Source organism: Stenotrophomonas sp. YJH_SMC_135 (genome assembly GCF_059372355.1).
The window spans coordinates 589,453-614,884 of record NZ_JCAFVN010000003.1; the positions used below are offsets into that span (position 1 = coordinate 589,453).

Annotated in this window: 24 protein-coding genes and 1 tRNA gene; 4 read left to right on the top strand and 21 right to left on the bottom strand. The window is 66.3% G+C overall.

Annotated features, from left to right (window positions below; translation table 11 throughout):
- Positions 1 to 14 precede the first annotated feature (14 nt).
- The 16 genes from nuoL to AC5P98_RS13845 form a co-directional block, all read right to left on the bottom strand.
- A complete protein-coding gene (nuoL, locus tag AC5P98_RS13770) occupies positions 15 to 2,189 on the bottom strand; it encodes an NADH-quinone oxidoreductase subunit L (RefSeq protein ID WP_046431809.1) in 2,175 nt (724 codons plus the stop codon).
- A 7-nt stretch (positions 2,190 to 2,196) separates the two neighbouring features.
- A complete protein-coding gene (gene nuoK, locus AC5P98_RS13775) occupies positions 2,197 to 2,502 on the bottom strand; it encodes an NADH-quinone oxidoreductase subunit NuoK (RefSeq protein WP_005417921.1) in 306 nt (101 codons plus the stop codon).
- Positions 2,499 to 3,155, bottom strand: coding sequence for an NADH-quinone oxidoreductase subunit J (locus AC5P98_RS13780; RefSeq protein WP_014647864.1), 657 nt, complete (start codon positions 3,153 to 3,155; stop codon positions 2,499 to 2,501). Before AC5P98_RS13780 ends, nuoK begins: the two co-directional genes overlap by 4 nt.
- A 9-nt stretch (positions 3,156 to 3,164) precedes the next feature.
- On the bottom strand, positions 3,165 to 3,653 hold the full coding sequence (gene nuoI / locus AC5P98_RS13785) for an NADH-quinone oxidoreductase subunit NuoI (RefSeq protein WP_005410456.1): 489 nt from the start codon (positions 3,651 to 3,653) through the stop codon (positions 3,165 to 3,167).
- A gap of 4 nt (positions 3,654 to 3,657) precedes the next feature.
- Complete coding sequence (gene nuoH, locus AC5P98_RS13790) at positions 3,658 to 4,752, bottom strand: NADH-quinone oxidoreductase subunit NuoH (RefSeq protein ID WP_006458641.1); 1,095 nt, start codon at positions 4,750 to 4,752, stop codon at positions 3,658 to 3,660.
- Positions 4,749 to 6,983, bottom strand: a complete 2,235-nt coding sequence (nuoG, locus tag AC5P98_RS13795) for an NADH-quinone oxidoreductase subunit NuoG (RefSeq protein WP_049404608.1) — start codon at positions 6,981 to 6,983, stop codon at positions 4,749 to 4,751. The genes nuoH and nuoG overlap by 4 nt, the downstream gene beginning before the upstream one ends.
- Positions 6,980 to 8,320, bottom strand: a complete 1,341-nt coding sequence (gene nuoF / locus AC5P98_RS13800; RefSeq protein ID WP_014647866.1) for an NADH-quinone oxidoreductase subunit NuoF — start codon at positions 8,318 to 8,320, stop codon at positions 6,980 to 6,982. The genes nuoG and nuoF overlap by 4 nt, the downstream gene beginning before the upstream one ends.
- A 4-nt stretch (positions 8,321 to 8,324) precedes the next feature.
- Entirely contained in the window at positions 8,325 to 8,852 is a 528-nt protein-coding gene (gene nuoE, locus AC5P98_RS13805; protein WP_014647867.1) for an NADH-quinone oxidoreductase subunit NuoE, read from the bottom strand.
- Positions 8,853 to 8,949: 97 nt separating this feature from the next.
- Complete coding sequence (locus tag AC5P98_RS13810; protein ID WP_032957439.1) at positions 8,950 to 10,257, bottom strand: NADH-quinone oxidoreductase subunit D; 1,308 nt, start codon at positions 10,255 to 10,257, stop codon at positions 8,950 to 8,952.
- On the bottom strand, positions 10,254 to 11,003 hold the full coding sequence (locus AC5P98_RS13815; RefSeq protein WP_014647869.1) for an NADH-quinone oxidoreductase subunit C: 750 nt from the start codon (positions 11,001 to 11,003) through the stop codon (positions 10,254 to 10,256). Before AC5P98_RS13815 ends, AC5P98_RS13810 begins: the two co-directional genes overlap by 4 nt.
- Positions 11,004 to 11,036: 33 nt before the next feature.
- Positions 11,037 to 11,591: a NuoB/complex I 20 kDa subunit family protein gene (locus AC5P98_RS13820; protein ID WP_005417936.1), complete on the bottom strand. Its 555-nt coding sequence runs from the start codon at positions 11,589 to 11,591 to the stop codon at positions 11,037 to 11,039.
- Positions 11,582 to 11,938, bottom strand: a complete 357-nt coding sequence (locus AC5P98_RS13825; RefSeq protein ID WP_008265012.1) for an NADH-quinone oxidoreductase subunit A — start codon at positions 11,936 to 11,938, stop codon at positions 11,582 to 11,584. Before AC5P98_RS13825 ends, AC5P98_RS13820 begins: the two co-directional genes overlap by 10 nt.
- 111 nt (positions 11,939 to 12,049) lie before the next feature.
- Positions 12,050 to 12,134, bottom strand: a tRNA-Leu gene (locus AC5P98_RS13830).
- Between the two features lie 51 nt (positions 12,135 to 12,185).
- Entirely contained in the window at positions 12,186 to 12,623 is a 438-nt protein-coding gene (secG, locus tag AC5P98_RS13835) for a preprotein translocase subunit SecG (protein ID WP_014647871.1), read from the bottom strand.
- Positions 12,624 to 12,654: 31 nt separating this feature from the next.
- Positions 12,655 to 13,410, bottom strand: a complete 756-nt coding sequence (gene tpiA, locus AC5P98_RS13840; RefSeq protein ID WP_014647872.1) for a triose-phosphate isomerase — start codon at positions 13,408 to 13,410, stop codon at positions 12,655 to 12,657.
- Between the two features lie 669 nt (positions 13,411 to 14,079).
- Complete coding sequence (locus AC5P98_RS13845) at positions 14,080 to 15,015, bottom strand: isopenicillin N synthase family dioxygenase (protein ID WP_014647873.1); 936 nt, start codon at positions 15,013 to 15,015, stop codon at positions 14,080 to 14,082.
- Between the two features lie 194 nt (positions 15,016 to 15,209).
- Here AC5P98_RS13845 and AC5P98_RS13850 point away from each other — a divergent pair, with 194 nt between their 5' ends.
- The 3 genes from AC5P98_RS13850 to AC5P98_RS13860 are packed head-to-tail and all read left to right on the top strand — an operon-like array spanning position 15,210 to position 19,103.
- A complete protein-coding gene (locus AC5P98_RS13850; protein WP_100450409.1) occupies positions 15,210 to 17,087 on the top strand; it encodes a DUF3413 domain-containing protein in 1,878 nt (625 codons plus the stop codon).
- A gap of 20 nt (positions 17,088 to 17,107) precedes the next feature.
- On the top strand, positions 17,108 to 18,253 hold the full coding sequence (locus AC5P98_RS13855; RefSeq protein ID WP_014647875.1) for a glycosyltransferase family 4 protein: 1,146 nt from the start codon (positions 17,108 to 17,110) through the stop codon (positions 18,251 to 18,253).
- On the top strand, positions 18,246 to 19,103 hold the full coding sequence (locus AC5P98_RS13860; protein ID WP_049407821.1) for a polysaccharide deacetylase family protein: 858 nt from the start codon (positions 18,246 to 18,248) through the stop codon (positions 19,101 to 19,103). The genes AC5P98_RS13855 and AC5P98_RS13860 overlap by 8 nt, the downstream gene beginning before the upstream one ends.
- Positions 19,104 to 19,181: 78 nt before the next feature.
- Here the strand turns inward: AC5P98_RS13860 and glmM are convergent, their stop codons facing one another.
- The 5 genes from glmM to trpB form a co-directional block, all read right to left on the bottom strand.
- Positions 19,182 to 20,543, bottom strand: coding sequence for a phosphoglucosamine mutase (glmM, locus tag AC5P98_RS13865; protein ID WP_053495739.1), 1,362 nt, complete (start codon positions 20,541 to 20,543; stop codon positions 19,182 to 19,184).
- The gene (gene accD / locus AC5P98_RS13870) at positions 20,543 to 21,418 is read right to left on the bottom strand and encodes an acetyl-CoA carboxylase, carboxyltransferase subunit beta (RefSeq protein WP_005410473.1); all 876 of its coding nucleotides are present in this window, start codon (positions 21,416 to 21,418) and stop codon (positions 20,543 to 20,545) included. The genes glmM and accD overlap by 1 nt, the downstream gene beginning before the upstream one ends.
- Before the next feature lie 261 nt (positions 21,419 to 21,679).
- Positions 21,680 to 22,489, bottom strand: coding sequence for a tryptophan synthase subunit alpha (gene trpA, locus AC5P98_RS13875; protein ID WP_046431828.1), 810 nt, complete (start codon positions 22,487 to 22,489; stop codon positions 21,680 to 21,682).
- 1 nt (position 22,490) lies between these two features.
- Positions 22,491 to 23,171 (bottom strand): hypothetical protein, encoded by a 681-nt coding sequence (locus tag AC5P98_RS13880; protein WP_049407824.1) that lies wholly within the window; start codon positions 23,169 to 23,171, stop codon positions 22,491 to 22,493.
- On the bottom strand, positions 23,168 to 24,385 hold the full coding sequence (gene trpB / locus AC5P98_RS13885) for a tryptophan synthase subunit beta (RefSeq protein WP_032957499.1): 1,218 nt from the start codon (positions 24,383 to 24,385) through the stop codon (positions 23,168 to 23,170). Before trpB ends, AC5P98_RS13880 begins: the two co-directional genes overlap by 4 nt.
- 97 nt (positions 24,386 to 24,482) lie before the next feature.
- Between trpB and AC5P98_RS13890 the strand changes: the two genes are divergently transcribed.
- On the top strand, positions 24,483 to 25,370 hold the full coding sequence (locus AC5P98_RS13890; RefSeq protein WP_032957497.1) for a LysR family transcriptional regulator: 888 nt from the start codon (positions 24,483 to 24,485) through the stop codon (positions 25,368 to 25,370).
- Positions 25,371 to 25,432: the final 62 nt, after the last annotated feature.

Here is a 25,432-nt window from a genome sequence, read left to right on the forward strand (position 1 = left end):
TTCCGTACAGGTCATCAACGCAGGTAATGCATCAGCACGCCCAGCAGGGCAATCAGGCCGATGATCATCGCGAAGGCGTAGTGATAGAGGAAACCGGATTGGGTACGACGCAGCACGCCGGCTGCGACGTCCACAACACGTGCCGAGAGATTGACCACGCCGTCGACGATGTTGCTGTCGATCCAGCGCGAGACCTTGCCCAGCTTGACGCTGCCACCGGCAAAGCCATCGATCCACAGCTTGTCGAAGCCGTACTTGTTTTCAAGCACCGACACCAGCGGAGCAAAGGTCTTGCGGGCCTTGCCCGACAGGTCCGGCTTCCACAGGTAGAACAGTGCGGCCAGCAGGAAGCCCGCAACGGTCAGCATGAACGCCGGAGCCATCATGCCATGCAGCGCGAAGGCGACCGGGCCATGGAACTCCTCACCCAGGAAGCCGATGGTGTTCTTGGCCGGATCGTAGAAGTCGACGATGCCGGTGAAGAACGTGTGCGCCTGGCCCTTGATGGCATCGTGCGCGTGGTTGCCGGCCCAGTCGGTGCCGTACAGCATCGGGCCGATGCTGAAGAAACCGATGGCGATCGACGGGATGGCCAGCAGGATCAGCGGCAGGGTCACCACCCACGGGGTTTCGTGCGGCTCGTGCGGACCGTGGCCATGGCCGTGGTCGTCGTGGCCATCACCATGGTGTGCATCGCCGTGGTGGGCGTCGGCGGCGTGGTGATCGTCATGGCCATGGCCGTGATCGTCATGCGCGTCGCGGAAACGCTCCTTGCCGTGGAAGGTCAGGAACAGCAGGCGGAAGCTGTAGAAGCTGGTGACGATCACGCCACCCAGCACCGCCCAGTAGCCATAGGTGGCCACCCAGCTGTTGGACAGGTGCGCGTGCAGCTCGGCCGCCTCGATGATGGTGTCCTTCGAGTAGAAGCCGGAGAAGAACGGCGTGCCGACCAGCGCCAGGGTACCGATCCACATGGTGATGAAGGTGATCGGCATGTACTTGCGCAGGCCGCCCATCTTGCGCATGTCCTGCTCGTGGTGCATCGCGATGATGACCGAGCCGGCGCCCAGGAACAGCAGGGCCTTGAAGAAGGCGTGGGTCATCAGGTGGAACACGGCAGCCGAATAGGCCGACACGCCCAGTGCAACCGTCATGTAGCCCAGCTGCGACAGGGTCGAGTACGCGACCACGCGCTTGATGTCGTTCTGCACGATGCCGATCAGGCCAGTGAAGAACGCGGTGGTGGCACCGATGAACAGCACGAAGTTCAGCGCGGTCTGCGACAGCTCGAACAGCGGCGACATGCGGGTGACCATGAAGATACCGGCGGTCACCATCGTCGCGGCGTGGATCAGTGCCGAGATCGGGGTCGGGCCTTCCATCGAGTCCGGCAGCCACACGTGCAGCGGGACCTGGGCCGACTTGCCCATGGCACCGATGAATAGGCAGATGCAGATGACGGTGGCGATCGACCAGATCACCGGCTCGTTCAGCAGCTGCATGCCCAGCAGCGTGCCGTCCCAGATCTGCAGCTGGGCGCGCGGGTCGGCCAGCATGCCGGCCTGCGAGAACACCTGCGAGTAGTCCAGGGTGCCGAACACCCACAGCACGCCGGCGATGCCCAGCAGGAAGCCGAAGTCACCGACGCGGTTGACCAGGAACGCCTTCATGTTGGCGAAGATCGCGGTCGGGCGCTTGAACCAGAAGCCGATCAGCAGGTACGACACCAGGCCCACCGCTTCCCAGCCGAAGAACAGCTGCAGGAAGTTGTTGCTCATCACCAGGGTGAGCATCGAGAAGGTGAACAGCGAGATGTAGCTGAAGAACCGCTGGTAGCCCGGATCGTCCTGCATGTAGCCGATCGTGTAGATGTGGACCAGCAGCGACACGAAGGTCACCACCACCATCATCATCGCGGTCAGCTTGTCGACCATGAAACCGACGTGGGCCGAGTACTGGCCGACTTCGAAGAACGTGTAGATGTTCTGGTTGAACGGCTGCGCCCCGCCCCACAGCAGCTGGTAGAGCGTGTACATCGACAGGCCGCAGGCCACCGCGACGCCGAGGATGGTGATGGTCTGCGCGCCAAAGCGCTTGACCTGGCGACCGAACAGGCCGGCGATGATGCTGCCGAACAGCGGTGCGAGCACCACTGCGATCAACAGACTCTTGGAGAGAGTGATTTCCATCTGTGGATCAGCCCTTCAACGAATCGACTTCGCCGACATTGATCGTGCGGCGTGTACGGAACAGGGTCACCAGGATCGCCAGGCCGATGGCGGCTTCCGCGGCGGCGACGGTCAGGATGAAGAACACGAACAGCTGGCCGGACGGATCGCCCAGCTGACGCGAGAAGCCGACGAAATTGATGTTCACCGACAGCAGCATCAGCTCGATCGACATCAGCAGGACGATGACGTTCTTCCGGTTGAGGAAGATACCGGCCAGGCTGATGGCGAACAGCACCGCGCCCAGCGCGAGGATATGGCCAAGGGTGATCACGGCTGGGTCTCCTCGCCGGCGACCGGCTTGCTGTTGCTGTGCACGACCGGTGCTTCGGCACCCATCTTGACCATGCGCAGGCGCTGGCCGGCCTTGACCATGGTCTGCTGGCCCGGGTTCTGGCTCTTCACGCCGGTACGGCGACGCAGGGTCAGCATCACGGCGGCAACCACGGCCACGGTCAGGATGACGGCGGCGAACTCGAACGGCAGCAGGTACTCGGTGAACAGCGTGCGTGCCAGCCAGGTGATGTTGGAGCTGTCGGCGGCGACCGCAGCGGCGTTGTCGGCCGGGAACGGCGTGACCGAACGCGCCTTGACCCCGATCAGGATCAGCATCTGCGCCAGCATCGCGACCGCGACAATCAGGCCGACCGGCAGGTAGCGCACCCAGCCCTCGCGCAGCTTGGTGGGGTCGATGTCCAGCATCATCACCACGAACAGGAACAGCACCATCACCGCACCGACGTAGACCAGCACCAGCGCCACACCGAGGAACTCGGCGCCCACCAGCAGCCACACGCAGGCGATGGAGAAGAAGGTCAGCACCAGGCAGAGCACGGCGTGAACCGGGTTGCGCACGCTGATCACCGCACCGGCCGAAACCGTTGCCGCGATGGCGAACACCCAGAAAGCGATATTTACCCAATCCATCTCTCGACCTCAGCGGTAAGCGGCATCGGCGGCGCGACGCTCGGCGATCTCGTTTTCGAGACGGTCGCCCAGGGCCAGCAGCTGCGGCTTGGTAACGATGTTTTCGCCACGATTCTCGAAGTGGTACTCGAGGATGTGGGTTTCGACGATCGAGTCCACCGGGCAGCTTTCCTCACAGAAGCCACAGAAGATGCACTTGAACAGGTCGATGTCATAACGCGTGGTGCGGCGGGTGCCGTCCTCGCGCTTGGCCGAGTCGATGGTGATGGCCAGCGCCGGGCACACCGCTTCGCACAGCTTGCAGGCGATGCAGCGCTCTTCGCCGTTGGGATAACGGCGCAGCGCATGCAGGCCACGGAAGCGCGGCGACTGCGGGAACTTCTCCATCGGGTACATCATCGTGTACTTCGGCTTGAAGCTGTACTTCAGCGTCAGCCAGAGGCCCGCCAGCAGTTCGAGCAGCAGCAGGCTCTTGAAGTAATGGGTAATCCTGTTCATCACTTTAGACGCCCTTTTGAATCACGCCGAAGAACACCATGACGGCGGTAACCGCGATCCACAGAATGGCCAGCGGGATGAAGACCTTCCAGCCCAGGCGCATGATCTGGTCGTAGCGGAAGCGCGGGAAGCTGGCACGGAACCAGATGTAGGCACTGGCGAAGAAGAACACCTTGACGAACAGCCACGGCGCGCCCCCCTTCCAGATCCAGTCGACCAGCGGCGAGACATCGCCGAAGTTGACCCAGCCCTGGACCGGGCTCAGCCAGCCGCCGAGGAAGAAGATCGAGATCAGGAAGCTGATCAGGATCATGTTCGCGTATTCGGCCAGGAAGAACAGGGCGAAGGCACCGCCGGAGTATTCGACCATGTGGCCGGCGACGATTTCCGATTCGCCTTCCACCACGTCGAACGGCGCGCGGTTGGTTTCAGCCACGCCCGAGACCCAGTAGATGACGAACAGCGGGAACAGCGGCAGCAGGAACCAGTCGAAGAAGCCGGAACTGCCGGCCTGCGCCATCACGATGTTGCTCAGGTTCAGGCTGCCCGAGGCGATCATCACGCCGACCAGGGCGAAGCCCATGGCGATTTCATAGCTGATCATCTGCGCCGAGGCGCGCATCGCACCCAGGAACGCATACTTCGAGTTGGACGCCCAACCGGCCAGGATGATGCCGTAGATGCCCAGCGAGGTCATCGCCAGCAGGTACAGCAGGCCGGCATTGGCATTGGACAGCACGATCTGCGAATCGAAGGGCACCACCGACCAGGCCGCGAAGGCCGGGGCCAGGGTGATCAGCGGGGCCAGCAGGTAGATCGCCTTGTTGGCGCTGCTCGGCTGGACCACTTCCTTGAACAGCAGCTTGAAGACGTCGGCGAAGGCCTGGAAGATGCCCATGCCCACGTACATCGGGCCGTGGCGGACATGCATCCAACCGATCAGCTTGCGTTCCCAGACCACGTAGAAGGCCACCGAGATGATCACCGGAACGGTGATCACCAGGATCTTCAGGATGATCCAGATCAGCGCGCCGATGTCACCGAGGCCAAGCAGCCACTGGTGCAGCGGGTCGACCGCGTTCAACAGCAATTCGTTCATGCAGCCACCACCGTTACGCGAGCGGCACCCAGCGGCGCGGTCGCGCCGTGGCCCGATTCAATCCAGACCGAACCCGCAGCGACGCGGGCGTCGACCACCACTGGCAGGGTGGCCTTGCCGGCATCGGTGCCGACCTTGGCCATCTGCCCTTCCTGCAGCTGCAGGCGAGCGGCATCTTCAGCGTTCAGCACGATGCGCGGGGCGTTGTTGAGCGGATGCGACTGCAGTGCCGGCGCGCGACGGACCACCGCATCGGTGCGGTAGATCGCGGCGGTCAAAGCCACTTCCAGGCCTTCGCCAGCAACCGCCGGCTGTGCCGAGGCGGCAACGGTGACCGGTACCGGGGCCAGGCTGGCGCGCAGGCCGGCCAGGTCGATGAACTCGAATCCGGCCAAGGCCAGGTCGCCGCCCAGGGCGCGCAGCACGCGCCAGCCCTCACGGGCCTCGCCCGGAAGCTTGCCGCCGGCACGTGCCGACTGCTCGCGACCATCAAGGTTGGTCAGGGTGGCGTCGATTTCCGGCAGCGCACCGATCGGCAGGATCACGTCGGCGACGTCGCGGGTCGAGGCACAGGCGAACTGGCTGAAAGCCACCACCTGGGCACCGGCCAGCGCCTTGCGCGCGGCAGGTGCATCGGCGAAGTCCAGGCCCGGCTCAAGGCCGTACACCACATAGGCCTGGCGCGGCTGCGCCAGCATCGCGGCGACGTCCTTGCCAGCCGGCAGCACACCGGCGCGGGTCAGGCCAACGGCGTTGGCGCCCTGCGGGATGCGGCACAGCTTGGCACCGGTGGCGGCGGCGAACTCACGCGCAGCAGCGCGGATCGCGGCAGCCTGCGGGTGGTTTTCGGCGATGCCACCGACGATCAGCACGGTGTTGTTGCCGCCCTGCACTGCCGAACGCAGCTCGGCGTTGGCCAGCGCGTCGACGAACTTCGACGGTGCGACGATCTGCTTGCCGGCGATGCTGAAGGCGAAGTCGAAGTCCACCGGGTTGACGACATGGATCTTCGCGCCCTTGGTGGTCTGCGCCTTGCGCAGGCGGGCGTGCAGCAGCGGCAGTTCGTGGCGGATGTTGCTGCCCAGAACGACGATGCGGTCAGCGCCTTCGATTTCGGCCAGCGGCAGGCCGAACACTTCGGCGGTTGCGGCGTCGGAGAAATCGCGGTTGTTGATGCGGTGGTCGATGTTGCCCGTGCCCAGGCCCTTGGCCAGGCGGGCCAGCAACGCGCCTTCCTCGTTCGAGGTGGACGGGTGCACCAGCACGCCCAGGTTGTCGCCCTGGTTGGCCTTGAGGATCTCGGCGGCCGCGGCCAGGCCTTCAGCCCAGCTCACTTCCTTCCACTCGCCATTGACCTTGCGCAGCGGCTTGACCGCACGGTCTTCGCTGTACAGGCCCTGGTGCGAGTAGCGGTCACGGTCGGACAGCCAGCACTCGTTCACCGCTTCGTTGTCGCGCGGCACGGTGCGCAGCACTTCACCGCGACGCACGTGCAGGAACAGGTTCGAACCCATCGCGTCGTGGTAGCCCAGCGATTCGCGCGCGGTCAGTTCCCACGGACGGGCGCGGAACTGGAACACCTTGTTGGTCAGCGCGCCGACCGGGCAGACGTCGACGACGTTGCCGGACAGCTCGGTGGTCAGCGGCTTGCCGTCGAAGGTGCCGATCTGCAGGTTCTCACCGCGGTACATGCCACCCAGTTCGTAGGTACCGGCAACGTCGGCGGTGAAGCGGACGCAGCGGGTGCACTGGATGCAGCGGGTCATCTCGGTGGCGACCAGCGGGCCCATGTCCTCGTCCGGCACCACGCGCTTGCGCTCGTTGAAGCGGCTGACCGAACGGCCATAGCCCAACGACACGTCCTGCAGCTCGCACTCGCCGCCCTGATCGCAGATCGGGCAGTCCAGCGGGTGGTTGATGAGCAGGAACTCCATCACCGAGCGCTGGAACTTCAGTGCCTTTTCGCTACGGGTGGCGACCTTCATGCCGTCCATCACCGGGGTGGCGCAGGCCGGCGCCGGCTTCGGCGACTTCTCCACGTCCACCAGGCACATGCGGCAGTTGGCGGCGATCGGCAGCTTCTCGTGGTAGCAGAAGCGCGGAATCGGAATACCGGCCTTGTCGGCCGCCTGGATGATCATCGAACCCTTGGGCACGACCAGCGACTTGCCATCGATCTCGATGGTCACGTGATCCGGTGGCACGTTCGGGTTTACGGGTTGCGCGCTCATGCGGCGGCTGCCTCCACCTTCTTGCCGTCAACCATCGAATGACCGTTGACGATGTAGTACTCGAATTCGTCCCAGAACTGGCGCAGGAAGCCCTGGATGGGCCATGCAGCCGCTTCACCGAACGCACAGATGGTGTGGCCTTCGATCTGCCCGGCCACCGCCTTCAGCTGGTGCAGGTCTTCCATCGTGGCCTTGCCGGCGACGATGCGCTCCAGCACGCGGTGCATCCAGCCGGTACCTTCACGGCACGGGGTGCACTGGCCGCAGGATTCCTTGTGGAAGAACTGGCTGATGCGGCAGGCGAACTTGACGCAGCAGACGCTGTCGTCGAGCACCACGATCGCGCCCGAACCCAGGCCGGAGCCCAGTGCACGGATGGTGTCGTAGTCCATCGGCAGGTCCTCCAGCTCGGCCGCGGTCAGCACCGGCATCGACACGCCGCCCGGGATCGCGCCCTTCAGCGTGCGGCCCGGACGCAGGCCACCGGCCATTTCCAGCAGGTCGTGGAATTTGGTGCCGAGCGGCACTTCGAAGTTGCCGCCGTTCTGCACGCAGCCGGACACCGAGAAGCACTTCGGACCGCCGTTGGCGGTCAGGCTCAGGCCCTTGAACCACTCCGGACCGTTGCGGATGATCGCCGGCACCGAACCGTAGGTTTCGGTGTTGTTGATCGTCGACGGCTTGCCATACAGGCCGAAATTGGCCGGGAACGGCGGCTTGTAGCGCGGCTGGCCCTTCTTGCCCTCCAGCGATTCCATCAGCGCGGTTTCTTCGCCGCAGATGTAGGCGCCGGCGCCCAGCGCGCCGTAGATGTCGATGTCTACGCCGCTGCCGAGGATGTTCTTGCCCAGCCAGCCGTTCGCATAGGCGTCGGCCAGGGCCTGCTCGAAGTGCTCGAACGGCTCGTGGTGGAACTCACCGCGCAGGTAGTTGTAACCCACGGTCGAACCGGTGGCGTAGCAAGCAATCGCCATGCCTTCCACCACCGAATGCGGGTTGTAACGCAGGATGTCGCGGTCCTTGCAGGTGCCCGGCTCGGATTCGTCCGAGTTGCAGAGGATGTACTTCTGCATGTTGCCCTTGGGCATGAAGGACCACTTCAGGCCGGTCGGGAAGCCTGCGCCACCGCGGCCGCGCAGGCCCGAGGCCTTGACCATCTCGATGACCTGCTCCGGCGGGATCTTCTCTTCGAGGATCTTGCGCAGGGCGGCGTAGCCACCGGTCTTCAGGTAGCTTTCGTACGACCACGGGGTGTCGTAATGCAGGGTGGTGTAGACCACCTGGTGCGGCAGCGGCGCGGGGCCGACCGGACCCTTGGATTCGTGGTGATGTGCCATGCCCTTACTCCAGCCCGTCCAGCAGCTCGTCGACCTTTTCCAGGGTCAGACGCTCATGGTAGTGACCGTTGATGACCATCATCGGCGCGCCGCCACAACCGGCCAGGCACTCTTCCTCGCGCTTGAGGTAGACGCGGCCGTCCGGGGTCGATTCACCGTGCTTGATGCCCAGCTTCTTCTCGCAATGGCGGACGATGTCCTCGGCGCCATTGAGCCAGCAGCTGATGTTGGTGCAGATGGCCACGTTGTTGCGGCCCACCTTCTCGGTCTCGAACATCGAGTAGAAGCTGGCGACCTCGTAGGCCCACACCGGCGGCAGGTCGAGGTACTTGGCGACGGCGGCGATCAGCTCGTCGGTCAGCCAGCCCTGGTTCTGCTCCTGGGCCGCATGCAGGCCCTGCAGCACGGCAGAGCGCTTGCGGTCCGGCGGGAACTTGGACAGCCAGTGATCGATGTGAGCGCGGGTCTTGTCGCTCAGCACCACCATCGGGTCGACGTCGCGCGCCGCCTCGAAATTACCTGTCGCCTTCATCGGCCGACCTCAGCGAAATGCATAACGTGAAATTCCAGAAACTGCGGCGCCGGCTTGCGCCGGCTGCCTGCAGCGGGCGTTGGCGTGGCGGACGGCATTACCGGTCAACCTCGCCGAACACCAGGTCATAGGTACCGATCATCGCCACCACGTCGGCCAGCATGTGGCCGCGCACGATCGAATCGATCGAGGACAGGTGGGCGAAGCCCGGTGCGCGCAGGTGCACGCGGAAGGGCTTGTTGGCGCCATCGGAGACCAGGTAGCAGCCGAATTCGCCCTTGGGCGCTTCCACGGCCGCATAGGTTTCACCCGCCGGTACGCAATAGCCTTCGCTGAACAGCTTGAAGTGGTGGATCAGCGCTTCCATGTCGTCCTTCATGTCCTCGCGCTTGGGCGGAGCGACCTTGAAGTTCTTGACCATGACCGGGCCGGGGTTGGCCTTCAGCCACGCCACGCACTGCTTGATGATGCGGTTGGATTCGCGCATTTCGGCGACGCGGACCAGGTAGCGGTCGTAGCAGTCGCCTTCCTTGCCCAGCGGGATGTCGAAATCGACGGCATCGTACTTGGCGTACGGGCGCTTCTTGCGCAGGTCCCAGGCCACGCCCGAGCCACGCAGCATCACGCCGGTCATGCCCCACTGGTGCGCCAGTTCCGGAGTGACCACGCCGATGCCGACGGTACGCTGCTTCCAGATGCGGTTGTCGGTCAGCAGGGTTTCGTATTCGTCGATGCGCTTGGGGAACTCGACGGTGAAGTTCTCCAGGAAGTCCAGCAGCGAGCCTTCGCGCGAAGCATTGAGCTGCTTCAGCGCCTTGCCCTTGTGCCAGCGCGATTCCTTGTACTTCGGCATGTGGTCCGGCAGGTCGCGGTAGACACCGCCCGGGCGGTAGTACGCCGCGTGCATGCGCGCGCCGGAGACCGCTTCATAGCAGTCCATCAGCTCTTCGCGCTCGCGGAAGGCATACAGCATCACGGCCATCGCACCCAGGTCGAGCGCGTTGGAGCCCAGCCACATCAGGTGATTGAGGATGCGGGTGATCTCGTCGTACATGGTGCGGATGTACTGCGCACGCTCCGGCGCCTCGATGCCCATCAGGGTCTCGATCGCGCGCACGTAGGCGTGCTCGTTGCACATCATCGACACGTAGTCGAGGCGATCCATGTAGCCGATCGACTGGTTGAACGGCTTGGACTCGGCCAGCTTCTCGGTGCCACGGTGCAGCAGACCCACGTGCGGGTCGGCACGCATGATGGTTTCGCCGTCCATTTCCAGGATCAGGCGCAGCACACCGTGAGCGGCCGGATGCTGCGGGCCGAAGTTCATGGTGTAGTTGCGGATTTCCTGCCGGCTTTCGGCGGCGTTGCTGGCGAACGCTTCGCCGGCCTGGTGTACGTGGCTCACTTCACTGCCTCCTGCGCGCGCTCACCGGCTGCGGTCTGCAGACGGGCGTCGTCACGGATCACGCGCGGCACGCCGACACGCGGCTCCACCGAGGTGACCGGTTCGTAGATCACGCGCTTCTTTTCTTCGTCGTAGCGGACTTCGACATTGCCGATCAGCGGGAAGTCCTTGCGGAACGGATGGCCGACGAAACCGTAGTCGGTCAGGATCCGGCGCAGGTCCGGGTGGCCTTCGAAGATCACGCCGTACAGGTCGAACGCTTCGCGCTCGAACCAGTTCAGGCCCGGCCACACGCTGGTCAGCGAGGACACCACCGGCAGCGCTTCGTCAGGGGCGAAGCAGCGCAGGTGCATCATCAGGTTGTGCTGGTACGAGCGCAGCTGGGCGACCACGGCGAAACGCTGGGTCGGCATGTGCTGCGGGCGGGCACCGTCGGCACCGTTTTCCTCGGTGGGGAACTCGCCCCACGCGAAGCGGCCCTGGGCCTTGCCTTCGACGCCACGGCTGAAGCCCTGCGAGGACACGTCGGCGGTGTCCCATTCGTCGGAGCCATAACCGAGGTAGTCGACGCCGCACAGATCCACGGCCTGCTCAAAACCAAACTCGTCACGCAGCGCCAGGGCGGTGGCGTGCCACTCGGCGGCAGGCACTTCCAGCGTCACTTCGCCGCGGGGTTCGACCACGATGACCTTCGCACCAGCGAAACGTGCGGAGAGTCGGTCGATGAAGGATGCTTGCTCTGCCATGGGGGCTTGGCGCGCTCTTGTCAGGTGAAGGGGTCAGCGGGCGATGGTCTGTGTACGCCAGATCTTCTTCTGCAGCTGCAGGATCCCGTACACCAGCGCCTCGGCGGTCGGCGGGCAGCCCGGGACGTAGACGTCCACCGGCACCACGCGATCACAGCCGCGCACGACAGAATAGGAGTAGTGGTAATAGCCACCACCGTTGGCACAGCTACCCATCGAGATGACCCACTTCGGGTCCGGCATCTGGTCGTAGACCTTGCGCAGCGCCGGGGCCATCTTGTTGACCAGGGTGCCGGCCACGATCATCACGTCGGACTGACGCGGCGACGGGCGGAACACCACGCCGTAACGGTCAAGGTCCAGGCGCGCGGCGCCGGCGTGCATCATCTCGACCGCGCAGCAGGCCAGGCCGAAGGTCATCGGCCACATCGAGCCGGTGCGCGCCCAGTTCAGCAGTGCGTCGACGCTGGTGGTGACGAAGCCCTTTTCCAGCAGCGGGTTGTCGCCTTCCGGCCGCAGGATGTCATCAACCCGGCCTTCCGGCGACGGGTTGTTCATGAGGCCATCGAGAGTCTGAATCACTCCCATTCCAGCGCTCCCTTCTTCCAGACGTAAATGAAACCGAGGAACAGCATGCCGACGAACAGCCCCATGGTGATGAGCGAACGGGCGCCCAGCTCCATGAAGACCTGGGTCCACGGCACGATGAAGATGATTTCCAGGTCGAAGACGATGAACTGGATCGCGATCAGGTAGTAGCGCACGTCGAACTTCATGCGCGCGTCTTCGAAGGCCTCGAAGCCGCACTCGTACGGCGACAGCTTTTCCAGATCGGGGCGGCGGGGACCGAGGAATCGACCAACCAGCATCAGCGTAATGCCGATACCGGTGGCAACGATCAGAAACAGCAGAGAAGGCAAATATTCGGCCAGCACAGCGATTCTCTCTTGCCTCTGCCGCCGCGCCTGCAGGCGCTTTGGCATGGGGGAGTGGACGGGAACCTGCCCGGCGCCTTGCGCGCCAGACGAACCCGCTTTACTTACAAATGGTGCCCAAGAGGGGACTCGAACCCCTACGACTTGCGTCGCTACCACCTCAAGGTAGTGCGTCTACCAATTCCGCCACCTGGGCAAACGATCACATCAGACTATCTTCCCGATGCGCCGCGTATTGTAACCGGCTTCAGTGTTTCTGGGAGCCTTCCGAAGGCTTTTCTTCACCAGAAACCGAAGATTCCGCCTGAGCCGGCACATTCGCCGCCGGAACCGGGGCGGCCGGGACCGGATCGGCCTTCGGAACGGCCGGCAGTTCGCCCGCCGGAGCCGCCGGCGCGCTGGCCGCCGGGGCGGACATCAGGCCCAGGTCCTGGTCGGCCGCCGGACGGGTGCCGTGACCGGCATACCAGGCCATGAAGAGACTGATGCCGAAGAACACGACGGCCAGCCACTTGGTCGACTTGGACAGGAAGTTCGAGGCGCCACGCGCACCGAACACCGTGCCCGAGGCGCCGGCACCAAAGCCCGAACCCGCCGCCGCACCCGAGCCACGCTGCATCAGGATCAGCGCGATCATGGCCACAGCGACCAGCACGTAGACGACATTGAGGATCAACATCAGCATTGGAAACCGCCCTCGGACAATACTTCTAGGATTAGTTCGCGGCCGCCGCCCGTGCGATGGCCAGGAAGTCCGCGGCCACCAGGGAGGCGCCGCCGACCAGCCCACCATCGACATCCGGCTGCGCGAACAGTTCCCCGGCATTGTCGGGCTTCACGCTACCGCCGTAAACAATGGGCAGTGAATCAGCAATTCTAGCATCGAAGCGCGCAACTTCGCCACGGATGAACGCGTGCACCTGCTGTGCCTGCTCCTTTGTAGCGGTACGGCCGGTACCGATGGCCCAGACCGGCTCGTAGGCGACCACGGCCTTGGCAAAGCCGGCCGCGCCGACCAGTTCAAGCACCGGCGCCAGCTGGCTGGCGATGACCGCTTCGGTCTGCCCGGCCTCGCGCTGCTCCAGGGTCTCGCCCACGCACAGCACCGGCACCAGGCCGGCATGCTGGGCGGCGGCGAACTTGCGCGCGACCAGCTCGCTGCTTTCATGGTGATACTGGCGGCGCTCGGAATGGCCGACCAGGCCATAGCGGGCCCCGACCTCGACCAGCATGGCCGCGCAGACCTCGCCGGTATAGGCGCCCTTCTCGTTGCTGCTCACGTCCTGCGCGCCGAAGGCCAGGCTGGTCTCGCCGAAGTCCTCGACCAGCTCGCCCAGGTACGGCAGCGGCGGCAGGATCACCACGTCCACCCCCTCCAGCGGCAGCCCGGCGGCCACCTGCCCCAGCAGTTCATTGGCGAATTGACGGCTGCCATGCAGCTTCCAGTTTCCGGCGACGATCTTGCGGCGCATGAGCGGGTGGCTCCTGTGTGAAGTCAGCCGGTCATGATACCCGTTGCGGCAAAAATCCGTTTCCTTGTAAGCGGTTACATGGATTTTCAGCCAACGGCGCAGCCCCTCGTGGCGGGAGTTTGTTTGGGTTGGTCGCGGAAAGCCCGGTTGGATTGGTGGGCTTGGCCGGGCGGGTGGGGATGGCGGGGGACGCCGTAAACCCGTCCGTGGGGGCTTGGCCGCGGCACCCATGCCGCGGACACCCCCGTCATCCCCACCCGCCCGGCCTCCGACACATTCCGGCGGTTCCGCCCGCCACGGAAAGAAAAAAGAAGAGCAAGAGCAAAAGCGGCATACCACGTGCCCTGCCCCACTTCGATCTGACAGATCTCATCCACGCATGGCGTGGATCTACCGTGTCGAGCAAGGTCGACACCCACCAACCGTCACCGGGAAACTGTCGGAGGCGGGGAGGTGTCGGATGGCGGGGTGTCCGCGGCATGGATGCCGCGGCCAAGCCCCCAGGGATGGGTTTACGGCGTCCCCGCCATCCGACACCTCCCCGCCTCCCCAAGGAACACCCCAGAGCCGCTTTGGCTTTGGACTTGCCGGCCAGCGGCCGGCACTACCGCGGGTGCAGGGTGCAACCCTGCAAAGAAAAAGGCCGCCTTTCGGCGGCCTCACTTTTCCTTACTTCAGCTTGATCTCGCGCAGGCGTTCCTCGAGGAAGCCGTGGGCGGTGATCGCCTCCGGATACCGGCTCGGGTTCTCCGGGGTGATGCACGAGGGCAGCACGTCGATCAGGTAGTCGGGGTTCGGGTGCAGGAAGAACGGCACCGAATAGCGCGGCTGGCGCGCCAGGTCACCCGGGGGGTTGACCACGCGGTGGATGGTCGACGGATACACGTGGTTGGTCAGGCGCTGCAGCATGTCGCCGATGTTGACCACGATCGTGTCCGCATCTGACGTAAATGGCACCCACTCGCCGTCATGCGACTGCACTTCCAGGCCTGCGGCACTGGCGCCGACCAGCAGGGTGATGAAGTTGATGTCGCCATGGGCACCGGCACGCACGTTCGGGATGTCGTCAGTGGTGATCGGCGGGTAGTGGATCGGGCGCAGGATCGAGTTGCCGAAGTTGGTCTTGTCGGCGAAGAAGTCTTCCGGCAGGCCAATGTGCAGGGCCAACGCGGACAACACGCGCGACCCCAGGTTGTCCAGCGCCTGATACAGGCCGTAACCGCGCTCACGGAAACCTTCGACCTCGGCCGGCCACAGGTTCGGCGCCATCACGTCCCGGTACTTGGAATCGTCGGCGATCTCGCGGCCGATGTGCCAGAACTCCTTCAGGTCGAAATGCTTGGAGCCCTTGGCGGTTTCCACGCCGAACGGGGTGTAGCCGCGGGCGCCGCCGCTGCCGGCCACGTGGTACTTGCGCTTGACCTCTTCCGGCAGGGCGAAGAAAGCCTTGAAGGCATCGTAGGCCGCGTCGATGTCGGCCTGCGGGATGCCGTGGTTACGGATGCCCGCGAATCCCCATTGGCGGTAGGCCGCGCCCAGCTCGGCCACGAAGGCCTCGCGGTCGCTGTCGAAACGGGTGATGTCGAGGGTGGGGATCTGGCTCACAGCGGTTCCTGGCTTGTCGTTGGGTCTGAGGGGGCCAACGCATTCATGGCCCGCCTGAACATTGTGACAGATCGCCCGGGGGACGCCACTCGATACACGGAAACAAACCGATACAATGCGCGACCCGCGCGCGGAGCAACGCTTCCGTCACGTTGGCCCCGCCCCTCCCCTGCCCCCCCTGAACCTGCCCCACCATGCCCGCAGCTGCCCCTGCCGCCCCTGCCATTGAAGGTTCCGCCCGGCGCTGGCGGCGGCTGGCCTGGTGGTCGCTGTTCATCGCCGGCAATGCGGTACTGGCCGCGGCGATTGCGCTGGGCAATGTACCGCTGCGTGACAATCCGGGCGGCGGCGCCGGCCTGGCCTATCTGGCGGTCGCCCTGCCCGGCCACCTGCTCGCGTTCGGTGCGCTGGCCGGCCTGCTGCCGCTGCTGCTGGGCCTGTGGCCACGCAGCGCGCGTACGCTGAGCATCAGCGCGGCCGTGCTGCAGGGCCTGTGGCTGTGCCTGCTGCTGGTCGACGCCAAGGTCTTCACCCTGTACCGGTTCCACCTCAATGCCATGGTCGTGAACATGGTGTTCGGCGGCGCCCTGCAGGACCAGGTTGCCCTGTCCTGGAAGACCTGGCTGCAGGTCGGCCTGCTGGTTGCCGCGGTCTTCACCGCCGAGGGCCTGCTGGCCTGGGCGTGCTGGAAACTGCTGCCGGCCGCGCCGCGCCGTCGACGGGTGCTGCAGGCCTGGGCGGTGGTCGCGCTGCTGATGGCCGGCGGCCAGGTCGCCACGGCCTACTACGACGCCCGCGGCGACCGTGATGTGATCGCGCAGTGGAACTACCTGCCGTGGGCGCAGCCGATCACGGCCAAGAGCTTCATGCGGCGCCTGGGCGTGGTCAGCCAACAGCACGCCGGCCTGCCCGACCCGCGCCATGCGCAGCTGCTGTACCCGCTGCATCCGCTGCGCTGCCAGAGCCCACATCGTCCCAACGTACTGATGGTGGTACTGGAGTCGCTGCGCCACGATGTGCTGACACCGCAGCTGATGCCCAACACGTCGACGCTGGCGCAGGATGCGCGCGTCTTCGACCACCATTTCAGCACCGGCAATGCCACCCGCTACGGCCTGTTCGGACTGCTCTACGGCCTGCCCGGCGGCTATTGGCCGGGCATGCTTGACGAGCAGCGTGGCTCGCAGCTGTTCCAGGTGCTGGGCCAGCAGGGCTACGACCTGCACCTGTACGGCAGTGCGCCGTTGTACAGCCCGGAGTTCGATCGCACGGTGTTCGCCGATGTACGCGACCAGCTGCACCAGGGGCCTTCAGCGCTGAAGTCCGACGGCCGCGACCGCGCGATCATCACTGCGCTGCAGCAGGACATCCGCGCCAGCCAGGCCGCGCAGCGCCCGTGGTTCGGCTTCGTGTTCCTCGACTCCACCCATGCGCCCTACCACATGCCCGAGGGCTATCCGGCGGTGGCCACACCGATGGCCGCCGATATCGATTTCCTCAAGTTCGGCCCGGAGCATGACCCGACGCCGGAACTCAACCGCTACCGCACCGCCGTGCACTATGCCGACAGCCTGATCGGCTCACTGCTGGACGACCTGCGCGCACAGGGCCTGGCCGAGGACACCATCGTGCTGGTCACCGGTGACCATGCCGAAGAGTTCAACGACCTCAAGCTGAACTACTGGGGCCACAACGGCAACTTCTCCGACTATCAGCTGCAGGTCCCGTTCGTGCTGCATTGGCCGGGCAAGGCCGCTGGCCACGACGCACGCACCAGCTCGCACGAAGACTGGGTGCCGACACTGATGCGCCACGCACTGGGTTGCGAGAACGCACCGGCCGATTACAGCACCGGCCAGGACCTGCTGGCCGAGCCGCAGGGCACGCGTGCGCTGGTGGTCGAAAGCTGGTCGCAGCGCGCGGTGCGCCATGGCGATGCCATCTATGTGTTCGACAAGTTCGGCAACGCCACCGCCCTGGACCTGCGCTACCGGCCGCTGCCACAGCAGGCGCCCGATGCGGCCGCCGTACGCACTGCATGGGAAGCGCTGACCCGCTTCCGCAACCGCTGACCCTCAAGGATCGATCCTGCATGAACCGTCCGCTGCGCATCCTGCACACTGAAGCCGCCAAGGGAATGGGCGGGCAGGAGATCTACATCTTCCGCCACATGCAGGTGATGCGCGCGCGTGGCCACGAGGTGGCGCTGCTGTGCCAGCCCGAAGCGCGACTGGCCCAGCTGGCACGCGATGATGGTTTCACCGTGCATACCCTGCGCATGGGTGGCCTGCTGCGCCTGCTGCGCGGCATCTGGTCGGTCTCGCGCCTGGTGCGCCGCGAACGCTATGACGTGGTCAACACCACCAGCCGCCGTGACGCACTGATCGCCGCCGCCGGTGCACGCCTGGGCGGCACGCCGCTGGTGGTGCGCTCGCGCCACCTGATGAGCCCGGTCAACTCGCTGCTGACCTATACCGGCCTGCCGCACCGGGTGCTGACCGTCAGCAGCTTCGTCAAGCAGCTGCTGGCCGCGCGCGGCATTCCGGCCGAACACATCGGTATCGTGCCGCCCATCGCGGTCCCGCCGCGCTGGAGCGAAATCCGCAAGGACGACCCCTGGCAATGCCTGCAGGAGGTACGCGCGGACGTGCGCGCCGAACTCGGCTTCGGCGAACAGGACATCGTGGTCGGCTGCGTGGCGGTGCTGCGCGAACCCAAGGGTCATGCCGACCTGCTGCAGGCGATGGTGCCGCTGTGCAAGACGCACCCGAACCTGCACCTGGTGGTGGTCGGCGATGGCCAGCCGGTCATGGACCGGCTGCAGGCGCTGCGCGACGAGCACGGGCTGCAGCAGCAGGTCCATCTGCTTGGCTATCGTGATGGCGCATGCCGGTTGATGGCTGGCTTCGACATCTTCGCGCTGGCATCGCACAAGGAAGCGGCCGGTACCGTCTTCCTGGAGGCCGCCTATGTCGGGGTGCCGATCGTGGCCACGCGGGTGGGTGGCGTGCCGGAGATGGTGGTGGATGGCAGCAATGCGATCCTCACCCGGCTGGGCGACAATGCAGCCCTGACAGGCGCCCTGCGCCTGCTGGTGGACGATCCGGAACGGCGGCGGCAGATGGGCCGCGCCGGGTGGGACTGGATGCGCAGCGCGCACCGGTTCACTCCCGACGGCCACGGTGAGACCACCGAACACTATTACCACCAGTGGCTGAAGGAGCTGGGACATGGCTGATGCCCGAACCGTACCGGTGCTGATGCACCACCACGTCAGTCCGTCGCCGGGCATGATCACCGTGTCACCGGAGAATTTCGAAAGCCAGATCGCGTGGCTGGCCGGCAACGGCTGGACGTCGCTGACACTGGACCAGTACGCCGGCTTCCTGGCCGGCAAGCCGGTGCCGCGCAAGTCGATCGTGATCACCTTCGACGATGGCTACCTGGACAACTGGGTGTATGCGCACCCGATCCTGCAGAAGTACGGCATGCACGCGGTGGTGTTCGTGGTCACCGGCTGGATGGGCGAAGGCCCGGAGCGGCCCCACGCCGGGCTTGCCGGGGCAACGTTGCCTGCCACGCCGGACCATCGCGGCTGCGAAGCGGCGATCTACGAGCAGAACCGCAGCGACGACGTGATGATGCGCTGGAGCGAAGCGCGCGCGGCCATCGCCGCCGGCACCTTCGAAGTGCATTGCCACACCCATACCCACACCCGCTGGCTGCGCCGCGACGACCTGGACCGCGCACAGCGCCGTGCCGGCCTGAGCCACGACCTGGCAGTCTCGCGCGACGTCCTGCAGGACAAGCTTGGCGAGGTGTCCGATACGCTGTGCTGGCCCTACGGCGATTTCGACCAGGACCACATCGAGGTGGCGCGCGAGCACGGCTTCCGCTACCTGCATACCACCCACCCGTTCGGACGCAATGTGGTGGGCGGCGACCCGGAGCGCATCTATCGTTTCGCGATCCGCAACCGCCCGGCCAGCTGGCTGCGAAAACGCATCGCACAGAGCTACAACCCGCTGATCGCACCGCTGTTCAATGGCTTCAAGGCACGCCAGAAGAAGATGGTGCCGGGGCCGTAGGCAACCCACCGCCCTGCCCCTTCAACGAAAACGCCCCGGCATTCCGGGGCGTTTTCGTTGGACGGATGTGCAGCGGCCTCAGGCGGCGGCTTCACGTACCGCCGCGGACAGTCGATCCAGCGTGTCCTGCATCAGCGTCGCATCATCGGCCTCGACCGTGACCCGCACCACCGGCTCGGTACCGGACGGGCGCAGGAACGCACGGCCACGGCCGGCCACCGACTGCTGCGCGACAGCCAGCGCGGCCTGCACGCTGCCGGCCTGCACCGTGGCCTTGGCCGAGACATTGCCCAGCCGCACGTTGACCGTCTTCTGCGGCACCCGCACCAGTCCTTTCAGCGCCTGGCGCAGGGTCTGCCCGCTGTTGCGCAATGCCACCAGCACCTGCAGGGCGCTGACGATGCCGTCGCCGGTGGTGGCCCGATCCAGGCACAGCAGGTGGCCGGAGGCTTCACCGCCGAGCACGCCGCCGCCTTCCATCAGCGCCTGGTGCACGTAGCGATCGCCGACATTGCTGCGCACGAACGGAATCTGCAGGTCGGCAAATGCCTTCTCGACGCCGTAGTTGCTCATCAGCGTGCCGACCACCGGGCCGCGCAGGCGGCCTTCGGCTTTCCATGCGCGGGCCAGGATATACAGCAGGTCATCGCCATCGACCGGATTGCCCTGGTCGTCGGCCATCAGCACGCGGTCGCCATCCCCATCGAAGGCGATGCCGAGATCGGCGCGGGTTTCGCGGACCTTGGCCGCCAGGTTGTCGATGTGGGTGGAGCCCACGCCGGCGTTGATGTTGACGCCGTTGGGCTCGGCACCAATGCCGATCACCTCGGCGCCCAGTTCACGGAACAGCAGCGGCGCGATCTGGTAGGTGGCGCCGTGCGCGCAGTCCAGCACCAGGCGCACGCCACGCAGGTCGAACGCGCGCGGCACGCTGGCCTTGCAGAACTCGATGTAGCGGCCGACCGCTTCGCGCGCACGCGACGCCTTGCCCAGCTTTTCCGATTCGGCGGTGGTGAACGGGATGTCCAGCGCCGCTTCCAGGGCCAGCTCGGTCGCATCGTCGAGCTTCTCGCCCTGGGCGGAGAAGAACTTGATGCCGTTGTCGTAGTGCGGGTTGTGCGAGGCGCTGATGACGATGCCAGCGTCCACGCCAAGCGTACGGGTCAGGAACGCCACCGCCGGGGTCGGCATCGGCCCCAGCAGCTGCACGTCCGCACCGGCGGCGACCAGGCCGGCTTCCAGTGCCGCTTCGAACATGTAACCGGAGATGCGGGTGTCCTTGCCGATCACCACGATCGGCCGGCGCCCATCCTGGCCGCGCTGGTCGACCAGGACACGGCCCAGGGCGTTGCCCAGGCGCAGCACGAAGTCGGCCGAGATCACGCCCTGGCCGACCCGTCCACGGATGCCATCAGTACCGAAGTACTTGCGGCCTCCCATCAAGCCACCTCCGGCGCCGGCTGACGGCCCAGCATTGCCAGCAGATCGGACAGGCGGTCGCGCATTTCGCGACGGTCGCAGATCTGGTCGATGGCGCCGTGCTCCAGCAGGAATTCCGAGCGCTGGAAGCCTTCCGGCAGCTTCTCGCGCACGGTCTGCTCGATCACGCGCGGGCCGGCGAAGCCGATCAGCGCCTGCGGCTCGGCGATGTTGATGTCACCCAGCATCGCGAAGGAGGCCGACACGCCGCCGGTGGTCGGGTGGGTCAGCACCGAGATGTACGGCAGGCCGGCTTCACGCAGCTTGCCCAGCGCGGCCGAGGTCTTGGCCATCTGCATCAGCGAGAACAGGCCTTCCTGCATGCGGGCGCCACCGCTCTGCGAGAAGCACACGTAGGGCGCACCGATCTCGACCGCGGTTTCCGCGGCCAGTGCGAAACGCTCGCCGACCACCGAGCCCATCGAGCCGCCCATGAAGGCGAAGTCGAACGACGATGCCACCAGCGCACGGCCCTTGAGCAGGCCGCGCATGGCGATCAGCGCGTCGTACTCGCCGGTGTTCTTCTGCGCGATCTTGATGCGCTCGCTGTACTTCTTCTGGTCCTTGAACTTGAGCAGGTCGGTCGGCCCCAGGCGCGCACCGATCTCGGTGGTGCTGTCGGCATCGAACAGGGCAGCCAGGCGCGCACGCGCACGGATCGCCATGTGATGGCCGCACTTCGGGCAGACTTCCAGGTTCTCTTCCAGTTCCGGACGGTACAACGCGCTGCCGCAGTTGCTGCACTTTTCCCACAGGCCCTCGGGGACACTGCGCTTCTTGCTGGGGGTGTTGTCGGTGCGGATGCCGGACGGCATCAACTTGCTGAGCCAACTCATGCGGGAGGACACTTCCGTTCAGGGCGGCCCGGGGGCCGCAAAGGCGGACAGTCTAGCTCCGCTTTCCCCGCCCGTGCACCCCCTTGCCAGCCACGGGGCAGCCGGAAAAAACCATGCTGGGACGTACGTTTAGGTGCTGGGGCGGTGCCCGCCGCTGGCCGGCAGCCCTTGCGTGCAGACCGATGGGTAGTGCCGGCCGCTGGCCGGCAGCCCTTGCACGCGAGCCCTCAGGAGGATGCCGGCCAGCGGCCGGCACTACCGTTACGCGTCCAGCGCCTGCCGCAGCGGGGCGAGGAAGGTCCGGGCGTGCTGCGCGGCCTCTTCCGCCGAGCCCGCTTCGGCCAGCGCCGCCACCAGCGCGCTGCCCACCACCACGCCGTCGGCCTGGCGGGCCATGGCCGCGGCACTGGCGGCATCCTTGATGCCGAAGCCCGCCACCACCGGCACCGACGCACGCGCGCGCAACGCCTGCAGGCGGGCACTGGCGGCATCGCTGTCCAGGCGCTCGGACGCGCCGGTGACACCGGCAAAGCTGACGTAGTAGAGATAGCCACGGGCCAGCGCCAGCAGCTTGTCGGCTCGCGCCTCGCTGGTGGTCGGCGACGCCAGCAGTACCAGCGCAAGGCCGGCTGCGTCGAACGCCTGCTGGGCGTCGCCCGCTTCTTCCGGCGGCAGGTCGACCAGCAGCACGCCGTCCACGCCGGCGTCGACGGCGGCCTTGGCGAAGGCCGCGTAACCGTGGATCTCCACCGGGTTCAGGTAGCCCATCAGCACCACCGGGGTCTGCGCATCGCGCTCGCGGAACTGCGCCACGGCCTGCAGGACGTAGCGGCTGCCGGCGCCGCGCGCCAGCGCGCGCTCGGAGCTGCGCTGGATGGTCGGGCCATCGGCCATCGGGTCGGAGAACGGCACGCCCAGTTCAATCACGTCGGCGCCGGCGTCGACCAGTGCGTGCATGACCGGCACGGTGGCCTCCAGCGAGGGATCACCGGCCGTGACGAAGGGGATCAGCGCCTTGCGCTGCTGTTCGCGCAGACGCTGGAAACAGGCATCGAGTCGGGATACGGACATTTCAGGCACATCCTTCAATCAGTTCAATCGCATCGCTGGTTCCCCAGTACATCTGGGTGACCCGCCCTTCAAACAGTTCCACGCGGATACCCAGGTCCGAACCCGGGTCCTGCCAGGTGAGGTACTCGCCCTGGTCACCATCGTAGGCATGCGGGCTGGATACCGGCGGCTTCGGGAACTGGGCCATGGCCTGGGCGCGGGTCATGCCGACACGCAGGCCGAACGGACCGGGCTGCTGGGTCGGCGCCCCGCTGTCCGGATCCAGGCCGAGATCGAAACGGACGACGCGATCTTCATCGGTCATCATCGACACGCCGGGCGGCAGCCCCTTGCCGTCGTAGTACTCGCAACTGCCGCCGATGGCTTCGACCGCCCCTTGCGCGGTCCACGGCCCGAGTGCCTTCAGATCGCCCATGTGCTGGCCGATCAGCACCTCGCCGGCATGGTCCAGCGCCACCGAGACCACCGCAGGCGCGCCATCGCTGTCCATATCTTCCGTGGACGGCGGATCGACGATCGGCGCACGTGCCATCGGGTCGAGGTCATCATTCGCGGCCGCCTGCTGTGCCGGCTGCGTGGTGGCCTTGGCGGCCGGTGCCAGCAGCGGCGGCTCCGGCGGCTGGCACGCGGCCAACCCCAGCGCCAGCAGCAGCACGCCACTGTTGCGCAGCAGCGCGCTCACAGCACCAGCCCTTCGCGCGCGGCGATGGTATGCACATCCTTGTCGCCACGGCCGGACAGATTGCACAGCACGATCTGGTCACGCGGACGCTCACGCGCCAGCTTGATCGCCTGCGCCAGCGCATGGCTGGACTCCAGCGCCGGCAGGATGCCCTCGGTATGCGCCAGCAGGTGGAAGGCCTGCAGTGCTTCGTCATCGGTGATGCCGAGGTAGCGCGCGCGGCCGGTATCGGCCAGGAATGCGTGTTCGGGGCCGACGCCCGGATAGTCCAGGCCGGCCGACACCGAATGGGTCTCGATGATCTGGCCGTCGTCGTCGCACAGTACATAGGTGCGGTTGCCATGCAGCACGCCCGGGCGACCGGCGGCGATCGATGCAGCATGGCGACCGGTGCTGATGCCATCACCTGCGGCCTCGGCGCCGACGATCTCGACCTGGCGGTCGTTGAGGAAGGCATGGAACAGGCCGATGGCATTGCTGCCGCCGCCGACGCAGGCAGTGATCGCATCGGGCAGGCGGCCGTACTCGGCCAGCATCTGCTCGCGTGCCTCGCGGCCGACGATGGCGTTGAAGTCGCGCACCATGCGCGGATAGGGATCCGGACCGGCGACCGTACCGATGATGTAGAAGGTGTCCTGCACATTGGTCACCCAGTCGCGCATCGCTTCGTTGAGCGCGTCCTTCAAGGTGGCCGAACCGGAGGTGACCGGCACCACCGTCGCGCCGAGCAGCTTCATGCGGTAGACGTTGATCTTCTGCCGCTCGATGTCGGTGGCGCCCATGTACACCACGCATTCCAGGCCCAACCGCGCGGCAACCGTGGCGCTGGCCACGCCGTGCTGGCCGGCACCGGTCTCGGCGATGATGCGCTTCTTGCCCATCCGCGCCGCCAGCAGCGCCTGGCCGATGGTGTTGTTGATCTTGTGCGCGCCGGTGTGGTTCAGGTCTTCGCGCTTGAGCAGGATCTGCGCGCCGCCGACATGGTCGCTCAGCCGCTGGGCGTGGTAGATCGGGCTCGGCCGGCCCACGTAGTGGGCCAGGTCGCGGTCGTAGGCGGCCTGGAATGCCGGATCCTGGCGGGCCTGGTCATAGGCCTGGGCGAGTTCCTGCAGCGGGCCGACCAGGGTTTCGGCAACGAAGCTGCCACCGTAGCGGCCGAAATGGCCCTGGGCATCCGGGAAGGCGTGGTAGTCGGCAATGGGGGAGGCAGACATGGAAGCGACCGCTGGTTCGAGACAGGTGGATACTCTAGCGCACGGGTCGTGACCGGAAAATGGATATTATCTGGCATATACCGTCAGGAAATCTCACATGAGCCGTTCGCTGTTGCCACCGCTCAATGCGCTGCGCGCGTTCGAGGCCACCGCCCGCCTGGGCGGGGTTGGCCGCGCCGCGCAGGACCTGCACGTGACCCACGGCGCGGTCAGCCGCCAGCTGAAGCTGCTGGAAGACCACCTCGGCCTGGCGCTGTTCCAGCGGGCCGGTCGCGGCCTGCGCCTGACCGCTGCGGGCACGCGCCTGCAGGCAGCGTGCAGCGAGGCCTTCAGCGGCATCGAAGACTGCGTGCGCGAACTGCGCCGGCCGACCGCGGCCCCGGCGCTGGTGCTGGGCTGCAGCGGCAGCGTGCTGGCGCGCTGGATGATTCCGCGCCTGCCCGCACTGCAGGCCGCCCTGCCCGGCGTACGCCTGCAGTGGTCGGCGCTGGATGGCAGCTTCACCGAGGCGCAGGCCGCACTGGACGCGGTGCTGCTGCTGGCGCAGGGGCCGTGGCCCCGGGGCTGGCAGGTGCGTGAGCTGGCGCCGGAACGGGTCGGCGTGGTGGTGGCCCCCTCGCATCCGGCCGCGCAGCGACTGCGGCATGTGCCGCCCTCGGCGCTGCTGCAGGAGACGCTGCTGCACACCAGCTCACGGCCGCAGGCATGGCCGGCGTGGGCGCAAGCGCACGATCTGGACACCTCGAAGCTGCAGCTGGGTACTGCCTTCGAACACCTGTACTACCTGCTGGAGGCAGCGGTGGCCGGGCTGGGCCCGGCGATCGCACCCGAGCCACTGGTGGCCGAGGACCTGGCCGCCGGGCGACTGGTCGCGCCGTGGGGATTTGCCGCCACCGGTGGCTTCTGGGTGCTGGCGCGACCGGATGGACCGGCAGATGGGCGCGTGGATGCGCTGGCCGACTGGCTGGGCCAGCAACTGCGCTGACAACAAAAAGGGGACGGAGGGGATTAAGTCGCAAGTGGCACAAACGACTTAATCCCCTCCGT